The sequence below is a fragment of the Streptomyces sp. NPDC046759 genome (assembly GCF_040645475.1).
GTDB lineage: Bacteria > Actinomycetota > Actinomycetes > Streptomycetales > Streptomycetaceae > Streptomyces.
On record NZ_JBEYYJ010000052.1, the window covers coordinates 17,592 to 31,671 of the forward strand.

The window sequence follows — 14,080 nt, forward strand, 5'->3', positions numbered from 1 at the left end:
CAGAGGGCCGCCCGGCCCCCGGTCGCAGTCTCAGGTACCCGGCCGGCGCCCCCATACGTAGACACGGTCGCCCGTCTTCAGCACACCCCACAGCTTGCGGGCGTCGCCGAGCTCGAGGTTGACGCAGCCCCAGGAGCCGACGGTGGTGTAGATGCTGCCGTAGACGGCGTGGAAGGCCTCACCGCCGTCGAAGAACTGGGCATACGGCATGGGCTGGTTGTACAGGGTCGACACGTGGTTCTTGTGCCGCCAGTAGATGGTGTGCCAGCCCTTCCGGGTGACGTGCCCCTTGCGTCCGCTGCGCATCGGGACCGGCCCGAACACCACCGTGGAGCCCTTCTGCACCCAGGTGAGCTGCCGGTCCAGATCGACGCAGGCGACCTTGTAGGACCGGACGGGGCACTTCTTGGCGGCGTTCGGGTTCTTCCTCGCGGAGACCAGCATCATCGTCGACCAGGTGACGGGACCCGCGAACCCGATGGCGGGCTTGATCTTGTGTTTGATCTGGAAGGCGCGGACGGCCTTGCAGTCGGCGGCCGACTGCCTGCCGTCGACCTTCAGTTTCAGCCACCGCTCCACCTGCCGCTGATAGGGCCCGGTCTGCTTGCTGCACGTCACCTTGGCGACGGCGTCGGCGAGCGGCACGTACTCGACGAGGTCGTACGTCCCCGGCGCCGCGTCCTTCGGCTCGTGCGCGTCCTCCGCCCTGCTCGGCGTGTACGTCCTCGGCGGCAGCGCCTGGTCGGGGGTGTCGATCTGCCAGGGCTGAGCGGGCCCGAGGGCGACGCCCGGGACCAGTTCCGCGGCGGTGGCGGGGGCACTCGGTTTCGGGATGGCCTCGGCCACGGCCGCCACGGCGAGGGGAGCGGCCGGGAGGGTCGTCGCGGTGGCTAGCAGCACCGCGACACCCCGCTGCGCGATTCGTCTGCTGATCATGCGATCAGCCAAACGCGCGGTCTCGCGGGATCAGCGGTGCCGCGCGGCAGGGGTCACCCGTGGGGTGGAGCGGGGTACGTCGGTCGACCGCTCGTGCGGGGCCCCGCGTGGCTCGCGGCGTTTCCGGCCCGCTACCGCGCCCGCACGTCCCGCCACCGGCCCGCTACCGCGCCCGCACGTCCCGCCACGCCTGCGGGATCCGGTCGGCCACGTCATGCGCCCCCACCGGCGCCCCCTGTGCCGCGAACCGTCCGGCCAGGCCGTGCAGGTACGCCGCCGCACTGCCCGCGTCCAGCGCCGGCAGGCCCGCCGCGAGCAGCGATCCGGCGAGCCCCGACAGCACGTCACCGCTCCCGGCCGTGGCCAGCCACGACGTCCCCGTGGCATTCACGCGCACGGCCCCGCCCGCCGCGTCGGCGACCAGCGTCGTGGACCCCTTCAGCAGCACCGTCGCCCGGTACACCGCCGCCAGCTCGCGCACCGCGGACAGCCGAGCCGCCTCGACGTCCTCGCGCGGCACCCCGAGCAGCGCGGCCGCCTCCCCGGCGTGGGGGGTCATCAGCGTCGGCGCCGTACGTCCACGCACCGCCTCCCGCCCGGCCAGCCGCAGCCCGTCCGCGTCGAGCAGCACCGGCACGTCCGTCCCAAGCACCTCGGCCACCGTCCCCGCGTCCTCACCGGCCCCCGGCCCGACCACCCAGGCCTGCACCCGCCCCGCCTTCGCCGGCCCCCGGTCGGACACGAGAGTCTCCGGGAAGCGGGCGATGACCGCGTTCCCGGCGGGCCCGACGTACCGCACGGCCCCCGCCCCGCCCCGCAGCGCCCCGAAGACGGCGAGCACGGCGGCACCGGGATAGCGCGCCGACCCCGCCGCGATCCCGACGACCCCGCGCCGGTACTTGTCGCTCTCTGCGGCCGGCAGCGGCAACAGCCGCGCCACATCGGCGTGTTGCAGGGCTTCCAGCTCGGGCTCGGCGGGCAGCTCCAGACCGATGTCCACGAGCCGCACGACCCCGGCGTGCTCCCGCGCCGGATCGATCAGCAGCCCCGGCTTGTACGTCCCGAAGGTCACCGTCAGATCGGCCCGGATCGCGGCGCCCCGCACCTCCCCGGTGTCCGCCTCGACCCCGCTCGGCAGGTCCACGGCCACCACGGCGGCCCGGGACCGCTCGACGAGGCGGGCGAGGGCCTCGGCCTCGGGCCGCAGCCCGCCCTTGCCCCCGATCCCGACGATCCCGTCCATGACGAGGTCGGCCCGTTCGATCAGCTCGTCGGCGGCAGCGGGGGCGGCGACGGACCCTCCGGCCCGGCGCAGCGCGGCCAGCCCGCCGGCGTGCGCCCGCTCCGCAGAAAGCAGTACGGCCGTGACGCCCGCCCCGCGCCGGGCCAGCCGCGCCCCCGCGTACAGCGCGTCTCCGCCGTTGTCGCCGCTGCCGACGAGCAGTACCACCCGGCTGCCGTACACCCGTCCCAGCAACTCGGCGCCTGCGGCGGCGAGCCCGGCGGCGGCCCGCTGCATCAGCGCGCCCTCCGGCAGCCGTGCCATCAGCGCCCGTTCGGCCGCCCTTACCGTCTCCACGCCGTACGCACTACGCATGGCACCGAGTCTGCCCCGGATCACCCGCTGTCCACACCCGGGGCGCGCGACGTCTCCTGCGCTCCCGCCGCACAGGGCGGACGGGAACGTGACGACAGGCCCTAGCCCTCGGCGACCACCACGGCCGAGGCGATTCCCGCGTCATGGCTGAGCGAGACGTGCCAGGACCGCACGCCCAGCTCGGCGGCCCGCGCGGCCACGGTGCCGGTCACCCGCAGCCGGGGCTGCCCGCTGTCCTCGACGCACACCTCGGCGTCCGTCCACTGCAGCCCGGGCGGCGCCCCCAGCGCCTTCGCCAGCGCCTCCTTGGCGGCGAACCGGGCCGCGAGCGAGGCGATCCCGCGCCGCTCCCCGCTGGGCAGCAGCAACTCCCGCTCCACGAACAGCCGGTCGGCGAGGCCCGGCGTCCGCTCCAGCGACGCGCGGAACCGGTCGATCTCGGCGACGTCGATGCCCACTCCGATGATGCTCATGAGCCGCAGCCTACGGTCCGGCCGGCGCCGTCCGCCCGTCCCCCGAAATTGCCCGGCCCGGCGGGGCGTGTGCCGTCTACGCTCCGTCCCATGACACACCAGGGCTATCTCTTCGACCTCTTCTCGCTGGACGGCCGCGTCGCCGTGGTGACCGGAGGGAGCTCCGGCATCGGACGGGCCGTCGCCGGGGCGCTGGCGCGGGCCGGCGCGAGCGTGGTGATCGTCAGCCGGGGCAAGGAGCGACTGCAGGCCTGCGTCGGCGAGTTGAGGGACGACGGGTGCCGTGCCGACTGGGTCGCCGCCGATCTGAGCACGCGCGCCGGTGTGCGCGCGGCGGCCGAGGACGCGGCCGGTGTCTTCGGCGAACCCGACATCCTCGTCAACTCCGCGGGGATCAACCTGCGGCCGCCGATGAGCGAACTGGGCGAGGACGTGTGGGACGCCACCATGGCCGTCAACCTGGAGGCGCCGTTCCTGCTGGGGCAGCGGTTCGGGCCCGGCATGGCGGAGCGGGGCTTCGGCCGGATCGTCCACATCACCTCCCAGCAGGCCCACCGCGCCTTCGTGCAGAGCGGGGCCTACGGCGTCTCCAAGGGCGCGCTGGAGTCGCTGGCCCGCTCACAGGCCGAGGCCTGGTCGCCGTACGGCGTCACCGTCAACACCCTGGTGCCGGGCTTCGTGATGACACCGCTCAACCAGCGCCTGTCGTCCGACCCGGAGAAGGTCGCCGCCCTGGCCGCGCGCACGATGACCGGCCGCAACGGCGTCGCCGAGGACTTCGAAGGCGCGGCCGTGTTCCTCGCGAGCCGCGCCTCCGCCTACGTCACCGGGCAGTCGATCTTCGTGGACGGCGGTCTGTCGGTGCACTGAGCCCGGCGGACGAGCAGCCGCTACGGCCTACTCCACCGTCACCGACTTGGCCAGGTTCCGGGGTTGATCCACCTCGTTCCCCCTGGCGGTGGCCAGCTCGCACGCGAACACCTGGAGCGGCACGGTGGCCACCAGCGGCTGCAGCAGGGTCGGCGTGGCCGGGATGCGGATCAGGTGGTCGGCGTAGGGGACCACCGCCTCGTCGCCCTCCTCCGCGATCACGATCGTGCGCGCTCCGCGGGCGCGGATCTCCTGGATGTTGGAGACGATCTTGTCGTGCAGGACCGAGCGGCCGCGCGGCGACGGCACCACGACCACCACCGGCACATCCTCCTCGATCAGCGCGATCGGGCCGTGCTTCAGCTCGCCGGCGGCGAAGCCCTCGGCGTGCATGTAGGCGAGTTCCTTGAGCTTCAGCGCGCCTTCCAGCGCCACCGGATAGCCCACGTGACGGCCGAGGAACAGCACCGTGTTCTTGGCCGCCAGCGTGCGGGCCAGGGCCCGTACCGGCTCCATCGTCTCCAGGACCCGCTCGACCTCCACCGAGATCCGGGACAGGTCCTTGATGACGGCCTGGATCTCGTCGCCCCACTTGGTGCCGCGCACCTGGCCCAGGTACAGGGCCACCAGATAGCAGGCCACCAGCTGGGTCAGGAACGCCTTGGTCGAGGCGACGGCGACCTCCGGGCCGGCGTGCGTGTACAGCACCGCGTCCGACTCGCGCGGGATCGTCGAGCCGTTGGTGTTGCAGATCGCCAGCACCTTGGAGCCCTGCTCACGGGCGTGGCGCAGCGCCATCAGGGTGTCCATGGTCTCGCCGGACTGGGAGATGGCGATGACCAGGGAGCGGCCGTCCAGGATCGGGTCCCGGTAGCGGAACTCGCTGGCCAGCTCCACCTCGCACGGGATGCGCGTCCAGTGCTCGATGGCGTACTTGGCGATCAGGCCGGCGTGGAAGGCCGTACCGCAGGCGACGATGACGACCTTGTCGATCTCCCGCAGCTCGGACGGGCCGATCCGCACCTCGTCCAGCGTCAGCGAGCCGGACGGGTCGATACGGCCGAGCAGGGTGTCGGCGACCGCCTTGGGCTGCTCGGCGATCTCCTTGAGCATGAAGTAGTCATAACCCCCCTTCTCCGCGGCGGAGGCGTCCCAGTCGACGTGGTAGCTGCGGACCTCGGCCGGGCGGCCGTCGAAGCCCGTCACCGTCACGCCGTCGCGGCGCAGCTCCACCACCTGGTCCTGGCCCAGCTCGATCGCCGAGCGCGTGTGAGCGATGAACGCGGCGACGTCCGAGGCCAAAAACGCCTCACCCTCGCCGACGCCCACCACCAGCGGCGAGTTCCGCCGCGCGCCCACGACCAGGTCCGGCGCGTCGGCGTGCACCGCGACCAGGGTGAACGCGCCCTCGAGACGGCGGCACACCAGCCGCATGGCCTCCGCCAGATCGGCGGTCGCCGAGAACTCCTCGGCGAGGAGATGCGCCACGACCTCGGTGTCCGTGTCGGAGTTCAGTTCATGGCCGCGCTCGGCGAGTTCGGCCCGCAGGACGGCGAAGTTCTCGATGATGCCGTTGTGGACGACGGCGACCCGGCCCGCGTTGTCGAGGTGCGGATGGGCGTTGGCGTCCGTGGGGCCGCCGTGCGTGGCCCAGCGGGTGTGACCGATGGCCGTCGCGCCCGTCGGCAGCGGCCGTTCGACCAGTTCCTTCTCCAGGTTGACCAGCTTCCCGGCCTTCTTCGCCGCGGCCAGGCCGCCGTCGGCCAGCACGGCGACACCCGCCGAGTCGTAACCCCGGTACTCCAGCCGCTTCAGCCCGGCCATCACGACCTCGAGCGCCGACTGTGCCCCTACGTATCCCACGATTCCGCACATGGGCCGCAGCCTACGACTCGGCTACGGCCTGAACGGGCCTCCGTCTGCCCGAAATCGGAAATTCCCACCGTCGCACGAAGGCCCTCTCGTGATCGAATGGCCTTGGATCGACGACCGGCAGGGGGACTTCGGTGAGCGAGCCGTACCGCGAGGTGTACTACTACGACTTCGAGGAGGACTTCGGGCTGAGCGGGCTCGCGGGCACCGTGGGTTCCGGCGCCGACCCGGAGTCCGTACGGGCGTGCGCCGCACGGGCCGCCGGGGAGGACGAGGACTACCGGCTCGGCACCGACGTACGCCTCCTGCTGCACTCCCCGCTGACGGACGACGCGCTCGGCGCCCTGTGGGCCGCGCTCACCGACGGGCGCTTCGACCCGTTCGGACACGGCATCGCCCCGCGCGCCTGGCTGCGCCTGCTGGCCGAGGTGTGCCCGCCCTGCACGCCGGAGAGGTCCCCGGCGACGCTGCGGGTCCTGGACGAGAGCCGCCCCCGGATCAGCGAGGAGGAGCTGCGCGCGGCGGTACGCGCCGAGCTGCCCTCGCAGGCTTGCCCCACGGTGCCGCGGGACGTCGTCCGCGCGCTCCGCCGGATCGTCGACGAGGTCGACGCGGACCTCGGCCTGCGGCTGTTGCTGCGTGTCCTCAAGGCATCCGCCGTGCTGGTGGAGAAGGACCGGTACGACCGGCTAGCGAGCCTCGGCGACCGGCTGGCCTACCCCGGCACCGCCGTGTTCGAGGGTCTGGCTGTGCGCTGGCCGCCGCTCGACCCCGGCCGGCGGGACTTCGCGAGCCGTTTCGGACTGCCGTTCCTCGCCGCGATGTTCGACCACGAGTACGACGCCTGGCGGTGGGAGGGCACGGGCACCCCGCGCGCGTACATCCGCGTCCTCGCCCACAGCACCCCCGCATGCGCCCCCGGCAGCCAGGCCGCCGTCCTCCTCGAGGACGTCCAGCGCCTGCTGGACTGCCCGCTGTCCGACGCGGCGGTCACCGCCCTGTGGCAGACGGCCTCGGGCCGGCAGAACGCCAGGGGCGATTCGCCCGCCGCCCTGGCCCGACCGCGCCGCATCGACGACTTCGACCTCGACGGCCGGGAGTGGCTGCGGGAGACGGCCGAGGTGTGCACCGAGCGCCTGGCGGAGGTCGCGCCCGGCTACACGCCGGCCGTCTCGCCGCCCCGGACCGACCTCAGGGACGAGGTGCTGTGCGAAGTGCGTGAGTTCCGCCCCCTGCTCGACCGCAGCACGGCCGGCACGGTCGCGGCGGACCTGCTCCGGCAGACGGTGACGTCGGTCGACCCCGACCTGGGTCTCCGCTTCCTCCACCAGATGCTCGGCACGCACGGCGTGGCGGTGACCCACGCCCAGTACGCCCGTCACCAGGACCTCGGCGCCCGCCTCGGTTACCACGAGGAGTACGTCACCGACCGGCTGGAGAGGCTGCTGCGCGGGAGCGGTCGGGAGGCGTGACGGACCCCACCCGCCGGCCTGTTCAAACTCCGTTAACAATGGACTGTGATCTCACCGGTCTCCTCGATGCCCCGGAGCGCCCACCGGCACAGGCCGGAGGCGACTCCCTACGTCGACCTCACCCGCGCCGAGTGGAGCGCGCTGCGCGACAAGACGCCGCTGCCGCTCACCGCCGAGGAGGTGGAGAAGCTGCGCGGTCTGGGTGACGTGATCGACCTGGACGAGGTGCGGGACATCTACCTCCCGCTCTCCCGGCTCCTCAACCTCTACGTCGGCGCCACGGACGGCCTGCGCGGCGCCCTGAACACATTCCTCGGCGAGCAGGGCTCCCAGTCCGGCACCCCGTTCGTCATAGGCGTCGCCGGCTCGGTGGCCGTGGGCAAGTCCACCGTCGCCCGCCTCCTGCAGGCGCTGCTCTCGCGCTGGCCCGAGCACCCGCGCGTGGAGCTGGTGACGACGGACGGCTTCCTGCTGCCCACCCAGGAGCTGGAAACCCGTGGCCTGATGTCGCGGAAAGGTTTCCCCGAGTCCTACGACCGCCGGGCCCTGACCCGGTTCGTCGCCGACATCAAGGCCGGGAAGGACGAGGTCACGGCCCCCGTCTACTCCCACCTCATCTACGACATCGTCCAGGACCAGAAGCTCACGGTCCGCCGCCCCGACATCCTCATCGTCGAGGGCCTGAACGTCCTCCAGCCCGCCCTGCCCGGCAAGGACGGCCGCACCCGCGTCGGCCTCGCCGACTACTTCGACTTCAGCGTGTACGTCGACGCGAGCGCCGAGGACATCGAGCGCTGGTACCTCAACCGTTTCAAGAAGCTGCGGCAGACCGCCTTCCAGGACCCCTCCTCGTACTTCCGCAAGTACACCCAGGTCTCGGAGGAGGAAGCCCTCGACTACGCCCGCACCCTGTGGCGGACGATCAACAAGCCCAACCTGGTCGAGAACATCGCCCCCACCCGCGGCCGGGCCACCCTTGTGGTCCGCAAGGGGCCGGACCACAAGGTCCAGCGGCTGAGGCTGCGCAAGCTCTAGACAGGGGCCGCCCCGAAGACCGCAGGCCGCGCACGCGGCCGGCCCGGAAGTAGCTGCGGGCCGGCAGCGTGCGCGTACGGCGGAGGCCGGCGGCCTCTAGAACACTCTTTCGCAACCGGTGACCGTGTCGCCGGTGTCGCGGAACACCGTGTCGGTGCCACCGCCGCAGTGCGCGCCACACGGGACGGCCTCGACGGAAGGGGTACCGACAGCGATCGATCACGCATCCTTTGTTGGGCTCATGGGGTGACACGCGTCGCACGAAAGGGCGTACACGTGTGGGACGGCCGGGGCAGGACGCGCTCCCGCCCCGGCCGCATCCCGCTGGACTAACCCAGCGCCGACTTCACCGCGTCGGCCAGCCGCCCGGCCACCGACCGCGCCTGATCGATGTCCGCGGCCTCGACCATCACCCGCACCAGCGGCTCGGTGCCGGACGGCCGCAGCAGCACCCGCCCCGTCTCCCCGAGTTCCCGCTCCGCCTCGGCGACAGCAGCGGCCAGGTCGGCCGACGTACGCACGCGCGACTTGTCCACGTCCGGCACATTGATCAGCACCTGCGGCAACCGCTCCATCACGGACGCCAGCTCCCGCAGCGACCGCCCCGTCTCGGCGACCCGGGCGGCCAGCAGCAGCCCGGTCAGCGTGCCGTCACCGGTCGTCGCGTGGTCGAGAACGATCACGTGCCCGGACTGCTCGCCGCCCAGGGCGTACCCGTGCTCCTTCATCGCCTCGAGCACGTACCGGTCCCCGACGGCCGTCTGCACGAGCCGGATGCCGGCCTGCTCCATCGCCAGCTTGAAGCCGAGGTTGGACATCACCGTGGCGACGACCGTGTCGGACCGCAGCGCGGACCGCTCACGCAGCGCCAGCCCCAGCACGGCCAGGATCTGGTCTCCGTCGACCTCCTCGCCGGTGTGGTCCACGGCCAGGCAGCGGTCGGCGTCACCGTCGTGCGCGATGCCGAAGTCCGCACGGTGCTCGAGGACCGCGGCCTTCAGCTGGTCCAGATGCGTGGACCCACACCCGTCGTTGATGTTGAGCCCGTTCGGCTCCGCACCGATCGTGACGACCTCGGCACCCGCCCGGGAGAACGCCTCCGGCGAGACCCCCGAGGCCGCGCCGTGCGCTTCGTCCAGAACGATCTTCAGGCCGTCGAGGCGGTTCGGCAGGACCGACAGCAGATGGCCGACGTACTGCTCGAAGCCCTCGTCGTACGACCGCACGCGGCCCACGCCCGCACCCGTCGGCCGCTCCCACGGCTCGCCGTGCCGGTGGGACTCGTAGACCGCCTCGATCCGGTCCTCCAGCTGGTCGGCGAGTTTGTGGCCGCCGCGGGCGAAGAACTTGACGCCGTTGTCCGGCATGGCGTTGTGGCTGGCCGAGAGCATCACACCCAGGTCGGCGCCGAGCGCGCCGGTCAGATGCGCCACCGCCGGCGTCGGCAGGACGCCCACCCTCAGCACGTCCACGCCCGCGCTGGCCAGGCCCGCGACCACGGCCGCCTCCAGGAACTCCCCCGACGCCCGCGGGTCCCGTCCGACCACCGCCTTCGGCTTGTGGCCCTCGAAGGTGCCCGCCTCGGCCAGCACGTGGGCCGCCGCAACGGACAGGCCGAGCGCCATCTCGGCCGTCAGGTCCGCGTTGGCGACACCGCGCACGCCGTCCGTGCCGAAGAGTCGTCCCACTTGTCCTCCTGAGGAAACTGCGATCACACAAGCCGTTGAGCGGCTGAGCGTCTTGTGTCGTTATACGCCCTTGGCTGGGATAAACGAACGCCCCGGTGGCACATGTGGCGTGCCGCCGGGGCGTTCGGAGTACGAGCAGGCAGCTGCTGATTAGCGCTTGCTGTACTGCGGAGCCTTGCGGGCCTTCTTCAGACCGGCCTTCTTGCGCTCGACCGCACGGTCGTCGCGCTTGAGGAAGCCGGCCTTCTTCAGCGGGCCGCGGTTGTTGTCGACGTCGGCCTCGTTCAGGGCACGGGCGACACCGAGGCGGAGGGCACCGGCCTGACCGGAGACACCGCCACCCGCGATGCGGGCGATGACGTCGTAACGGCCCTCGAGCTCGAGCACCTTGAAGGGCTCGTTGACTTCCTGCTGGTGCACCTTGTTCGGGAAGTAGTCCTCGAGGGTGCGGCCGTTGATCTTCCACTTGCCGGTGCCCGGAACGATCCGGACGCGGGCGATGGCGTTCTTGCGGCGGCCCAGGCCGGCGGCCGGCTGCGGCTCGCCGAAGCGGGAGGCCATGGACTCCGAGGTGTACTCGCCCTCGACGGGAACCTCGGACTCGGTGGTGTAGCTGTCGATGTCAAGCTCTTCGAGCGGCTGCTCGGCAGTGGTCTCGGCCACGATTCTCCTCAGATTCTCTTCAGTCTTAGGGGGTGGCCGGACTTACTGCGCGACCTGGGTGATCTCGAACGGCACCGGCTGCTGGGCAGCGTGCGGGTGCTGGTCGCCCGAGTAGACCTTCAGCTTGGAGAGCATCTGACGGCCCAGGGTGTTCTTGGGGAGCATGCCCTTGACGGCCTTCTCGACGGCCTTCTCGGGGTTCTTCTCGAGGAGCTCGTCATAGCGGACGGAGCGCAGACCACCCGGGTAGCCGGAGTGGCGGTACGCCATCTTCTGGGTCCGCTTGTTGCCGGACAGGTGCACCTTGTCGGCGTTGATGATGATGACGAAGTCACCAGCGTCGACGTGGGGGGCGTAGATCGGCTTGTGCTTGCCCCGGAGGAGGGTCGCTGCGGTGGTGGCGAGACGACCCAGGACAACGTCCTGGGCGTCGATGACGTGCCACTGGCGCGTCACATCGCCGGGCTTGGGGCTGTACGTACGCACGGTTCGTAGCCTTCGCTTCGAGTGAATGGTCCTGAACAGGTCACCGAAACGATCACGACAGCCTTGACCGCACCGCGGTGACGCAAACCGCGTGCTGGTCGCTGGTCATCGGCCCGGTGGACCGGTGTAAGGGCCCGTCCCGTGAGAATGAGCAAGCCAATACACAACGAAGAAGCAGGTTACCTGCAGGGGCCCGGACGGGTCAAAACGACGCCCTTCCCCCTCATGTCGGGGGACAAACACGACATGCCGCCGGACCCGCACCAGCACCCTGCGCCCCCCGTCTAAGATGCGCCCCATGAGTTACGGGCAGGGGGGACCCCAGTCTCAGTGGGATCCCTGGAAACCGCATTCGCAGCAGCCCTGGAGCAGCGGGACTGACGACGGGACGCCGGACTGGGCCGCGCTCGCCGAGGCCTCGGAGACCCGCAACAAGCGCCGCAAGCTGCTGTTCATAGCCGGCGGGGCGCTCGCCGCGGTCGCGATAGGCACCGCGGTCGCGATGGCCGTCGTCTCCGCGAACGGCAGCAACGGCGCCCACGGCACCCCCACCAATCTGCCCGCCAGCGCCGCCGTGCCGAGCGGCTCGGCCACGCCGTCGTTCGCGCCGACGAGCGCGCCGCCACCGCTGGACCCGAGGGACTTCATCGCCAGCGCCAAGAAGGACACCGCCCCGCTCAGCGCCGCGACGCTCTTCCCCGGCACCCAGCTGACCGTGGGCACCACGGTGTACAAGAAGGGCGCGACGGCCGACACCACCAACTGCGCCTCCGCCGCCGACGCCAACCTGCCGAAGCTCCTCACCGCGGGCGGCTGCACCCGCCTGATCCGCGCCACCTACACCCACGACGGGATCGCGGTCACCGTCGGCGTCGCCGTCTTCGACGACCAGGCGCACGCCGCGAAGGTCAGGCAGCAGGCCAAGAAGAACGCCATGGTGCGCTCCCTGCCCGGCAAGGGCGTCAAGACCTTCTGCGACGCCGCCGTCTGCCTGACGACCACGAACGCCGTGGGCCGCTACGACTACTTCACCACCGGCGGCTTCCTCAACGGCAAGAACGTCACCAGCAAGGACACCAAGGTCTACTCCGCCGGCAACGATCTGCAGCAGTTCATCTTCAACCAGATCTACCGCCGCGGCCAGGCTCAGGCTTCCGCGGCGGCGAACCGGTAGCTCAGCAGCACCCCGCCGACGGAAGCGAGCGCTTGTTCCGCGCCTCCCTGCTGCGCGCGGCCAGCAGTTCGTCGGCGGGGTAGCCCACCTCCTCCAGGGTCAGCCCGTGCGGCCGTATCACATGCACGGCGGAGTCCCGCACCCCCGCGGCCAGCACCTTCGCGGGCCACTCCGGCCCGCGGTGCCCGTCCCCGACGAACAGCAGCGCGCCGATCAGCGAGCGCACCATGTTGTGACAGAACGCGTCGGCCCGGACGGTGGCCGTGACGATCCCGTCGGCCCCCCGCGCCAGGCTCAGCTCCTGAAGGGTCCGGATCGTGGTGGCCCCTTCCCTCTTCTTGCAGTACGCGGCGAAGTCGTGCTCCCCCAGCAACGCCTGCGCGGCCTCGTTCATGGCGTCCAAGTCCAGGGGCCAGTCGTGCCACAGCACATGGTTGCGCAGCAGCGGGTCCACGCCGCCCGGGTTGTCCGTCACCCGGTACGCATAGCGCCGCCAGACCGCCGAGAAACGGGCGTTGAAGCCGCTCGGAGCCTCCCTGAGGGCCCACACCCGCACGTCCTTGGGCAGCCGCCCGGCGAGCCGCTTGAGCAGCTTCTCGTGGTGCTCCCGCCAGACGCCCTCGGGTAGGTCGACGTGTGCGACCTGTCCCCGCGCGTGCACTCCGGCGTCGGTGCGTCCGGCGACGGTCAGCTCGTGCGTCTCCCGGGACCGCGTGACGGTGCGCAGCGCGTCCTCGATCTCCCCCTGCACGGTCCGCCTGCCGCCGGCCTGCTTGGCCCAGCCGTGGAAGTCGGTGCCGTCGTAGGAGAGGTCGAGGCGGACACGGACGTAACCGGGCTGTACTTCATCGCTCACGTAGGAATCCTCTCAGGGCGGTGCCCCGTGAAAAAACGCGGAAGCGGGCCCGCCCCGAAGGGCGGACCCGCTTCACGTCAGGCAGAGCCTCAGGCGTCCTTCGACTCCTCGGCAGCGGCCTCCTCGGCCGGCGCCTCGGTGGTCTCCGCAGCCTTGGTCTCGTCGGCCTCCTTGACCGCGCGCTTGGTGGCGGCCTCGGCCTCACCCACGGCCTTCTGCTGCACCGTCAGCGCCTCGACCAGCTCGATGACGGCCATGGGCGCGTTGTCGCCACGGCGGTTACCGATCTTGGTGATGCGGGTGTAGCCACCCGGACGGTTCTCGTACCGCGGGCCGATCTCGGTGAAGAGCGTGTGGACGATGCCCTTGTCCGTGATGACCTGGAGCACCTGACGGCGGTTGTGAAGGTCGCCCTTCTTCGCCTTGGTGATCAGACGCTCGGCGTACGGGCGCAGGCGGCGGGCCTTCGCCTCGGTGGTGGTGATACGGCCGTGCTCGAAAAGGCTCTTCGCGAGGTTCGCGAGGAGGAGCTTCTCGTGCGCGGCGCTGCCGCCCAGACGGGCACCCTTGGTGGGCTTCGGCATTGTTCTTCTCCTGTGTGTCTGCCCCGGCCGTGTCAGGTACCGGGGTCAGTATCCGAGCAGACGGTTGTCTGTCGGAGATCCGGGGCCCGCTGGCGCAGACCCCGGAAAGAGAGACCTCAGTACTGCTCGGTCTCCACGAAACCCGCGTCCGCGTCGTCGTCGGCGCCGAAGGCGTCGGCGGCGGCCGTGGGGTCGAATCCGGGCGGGCTGTCCTTCAGGGCCAGGCCCATGCCGGCCAGCTTCGCCTTGACCTCGTCGATCGACTTCGCACCGAAGTTACGGATGTCGAGAAGGTCGGCCTCGGAGCGGGCGACGAGCTCACCCACGGAGTGGATGCCCTCACGCTTGAGGCAGTTGTAGGAGCGGACGGTGAG

General features: G+C 71.4%; 14 protein-coding genes. 4 read left to right on the forward strand and 10 right to left on the reverse strand.

Annotated features, from left to right (window positions below):
* Nucleotides 1-30 precede the first annotated feature (30 nt).
* The 3 genes from ABZ919_RS40105 to ABZ919_RS40115 all read right to left on the reverse strand — a co-directional run bounded on the left by ABZ919_RS40105 (nucleotide 31) and on the right by ABZ919_RS40115 (nucleotide 3,006).
* Nucleotides 31-936, reverse strand: a complete 906-nt coding sequence (locus tag ABZ919_RS40105) for a L,D-transpeptidase (RefSeq protein ID WP_361258818.1) — start codon at nucleotides 934-936, stop codon at nucleotides 31-33.
* Between the two features lie 163 nt (nucleotides 937-1,099).
* Nucleotides 1,100-2,533 (reverse strand): NAD(P)H-hydrate dehydratase, encoded by a 1,434-nt coding sequence (locus ABZ919_RS40110; RefSeq protein WP_361258821.1) that lies wholly within the window; start codon nucleotides 2,531-2,533, stop codon nucleotides 1,100-1,102.
* A 101-nt stretch (nucleotides 2,534-2,634) separates the two neighbouring features.
* Nucleotides 2,635-3,006, reverse strand: a complete 372-nt coding sequence (locus tag ABZ919_RS40115) for a holo-ACP synthase (RefSeq protein WP_361258823.1) — start codon at nucleotides 3,004-3,006, stop codon at nucleotides 2,635-2,637.
* A gap of 90 nt (nucleotides 3,007-3,096) precedes the next feature.
* On the opposite strand from ABZ919_RS40115, the gene ABZ919_RS40120 reads away from it, so the two are divergent.
* Nucleotides 3,097-3,876 carry an SDR family oxidoreductase gene (locus tag ABZ919_RS40120; RefSeq protein WP_361258826.1) on the forward strand — a complete coding sequence of 260 codons (780 nt, stop codon included), beginning with the start codon at nucleotides 3,097-3,099 and terminating at the stop codon, nucleotides 3,874-3,876.
* Nucleotides 3,877-3,903: 27 nt separating this feature from the next.
* On the opposite strand, the gene glmS is transcribed toward ABZ919_RS40120, so the two are convergent.
* The gene (glmS, locus tag ABZ919_RS40125; protein WP_361258829.1) at nucleotides 3,904-5,751 is read right to left on the reverse strand and encodes a glutamine--fructose-6-phosphate transaminase (isomerizing); all 1,848 of its coding nucleotides are present in this window, start codon (nucleotides 5,749-5,751) and stop codon (nucleotides 3,904-3,906) included.
* A gap of 131 nt (nucleotides 5,752-5,882) precedes the next feature.
* Here glmS and ABZ919_RS40130 point away from each other — a divergent pair, with 131 nt between their 5' ends.
* Nucleotides 5,883-7,220, forward strand: a complete 1,338-nt coding sequence (locus ABZ919_RS40130) for a hypothetical protein (RefSeq protein ID WP_361258832.1) — start codon at nucleotides 5,883-5,885, stop codon at nucleotides 7,218-7,220.
* 45 nt (nucleotides 7,221-7,265) lie between these two features.
* Nucleotides 7,266-8,255 carry a type I pantothenate kinase gene (coaA, locus tag ABZ919_RS40135; RefSeq protein ID WP_361258835.1) on the forward strand — a complete coding sequence of 330 codons (990 nt, stop codon included), beginning with the start codon at nucleotides 7,266-7,268 and terminating at the stop codon, nucleotides 8,253-8,255.
* A gap of 329 nt (nucleotides 8,256-8,584) precedes the next feature.
* On the opposite strand, the gene glmM is transcribed toward coaA, so the two are convergent.
* The 3 genes from glmM to rplM all read right to left on the reverse strand — a co-directional run bounded on the left by glmM (nucleotide 8,585) and on the right by rplM (nucleotide 11,092).
* Entirely contained in the window at nucleotides 8,585-9,943 is a 1,359-nt protein-coding gene (gene glmM, locus ABZ919_RS40140; RefSeq protein ID WP_361258837.1) for a phosphoglucosamine mutase, read from the reverse strand.
* Between the two features lie 150 nt (nucleotides 9,944-10,093).
* Nucleotides 10,094-10,606, reverse strand: coding sequence for a 30S ribosomal protein S9 (gene rpsI, locus ABZ919_RS40145; RefSeq protein ID WP_004927169.1), 513 nt, complete (start codon nucleotides 10,604-10,606; stop codon nucleotides 10,094-10,096).
* 42 nt (nucleotides 10,607-10,648) lie between these two features.
* Nucleotides 10,649-11,092, reverse strand: coding sequence for a 50S ribosomal protein L13 (gene rplM, locus ABZ919_RS40150; RefSeq protein WP_361258840.1), 444 nt, complete (start codon nucleotides 11,090-11,092; stop codon nucleotides 10,649-10,651).
* A gap of 298 nt (nucleotides 11,093-11,390) precedes the next feature.
* Here rplM and ABZ919_RS40155 point away from each other — a divergent pair, with 298 nt between their 5' ends.
* Nucleotides 11,391-12,266: a hypothetical protein gene (locus ABZ919_RS40155; RefSeq protein WP_361258843.1), complete on the forward strand. Its 876-nt coding sequence runs from the start codon at nucleotides 11,391-11,393 to the stop codon at nucleotides 12,264-12,266.
* Between the two features lies 1 nt (nucleotide 12,267).
* Here the strand turns inward: ABZ919_RS40155 and truA are convergent, their stop codons facing one another.
* From truA to ABZ919_RS40170, 3 genes are all read right to left on the reverse strand, one after another.
* Entirely contained in the window at nucleotides 12,268-13,122 is an 855-nt protein-coding gene (gene truA, locus ABZ919_RS40160; protein ID WP_361258846.1) for a tRNA pseudouridine(38-40) synthase TruA, read from the reverse strand.
* An 89-nt stretch (nucleotides 13,123-13,211) separates the two neighbouring features.
* Nucleotides 13,212-13,706, reverse strand: a complete 495-nt coding sequence (gene rplQ, locus ABZ919_RS40165; protein WP_361258848.1) for a 50S ribosomal protein L17 — start codon at nucleotides 13,704-13,706, stop codon at nucleotides 13,212-13,214.
* 116 nt (nucleotides 13,707-13,822) lie between these two features.
* A partial coding sequence (locus ABZ919_RS40170) for a DNA-directed RNA polymerase subunit alpha C-terminal domain-containing protein (RefSeq protein ID WP_356269310.1) occupies nucleotides 13,823-14,080 on the reverse strand: 258 nt, incomplete at its 5' end.

Bases quoted from the DNA above. Each gene is read 5' to 3' on its own strand.
- glmS (WP_361258829.1), bottom strand. From the start codon at position 5,751: ATGTGCGGAATCGTGGGATACGTAGGGGCACAGTCGGCGCTCGAGGTC.
- ABZ919_RS40110 (WP_361258821.1), bottom strand. From the start codon at position 2,533: ATGCGTAGTGCGTACGGCGTGGAGACGGTAAGGGCGGCCGAACGGGCG.
- ABZ919_RS40155 (WP_361258843.1), top strand. From the start codon at position 11,391: ATGAGTTACGGGCAGGGGGGACCCCAGTCTCAGTGGGATCCCTGGAAA.
- ABZ919_RS40120 (WP_361258826.1), top strand. From the start codon at position 3,097: ATGACACACCAGGGCTATCTCTTCGACCTCTTCTCGCTGGACGGCCGC.
- ABZ919_RS40105 (WP_361258818.1), bottom strand. From the start codon at position 936: ATGATCAGCAGACGAATCGCGCAGCGGGGTGTCGCGGTGCTGCTAGCC.
- ABZ919_RS40115 (WP_361258823.1), bottom strand. From the start codon at position 3,006: ATGAGCATCATCGGAGTGGGCATCGACGTCGCCGAGATCGACCGGTTC.
- rplQ (WP_361258848.1), bottom strand. From the start codon at position 13,706: ATGCCGAAGCCCACCAAGGGTGCCCGTCTGGGCGGCAGCGCCGCGCAC.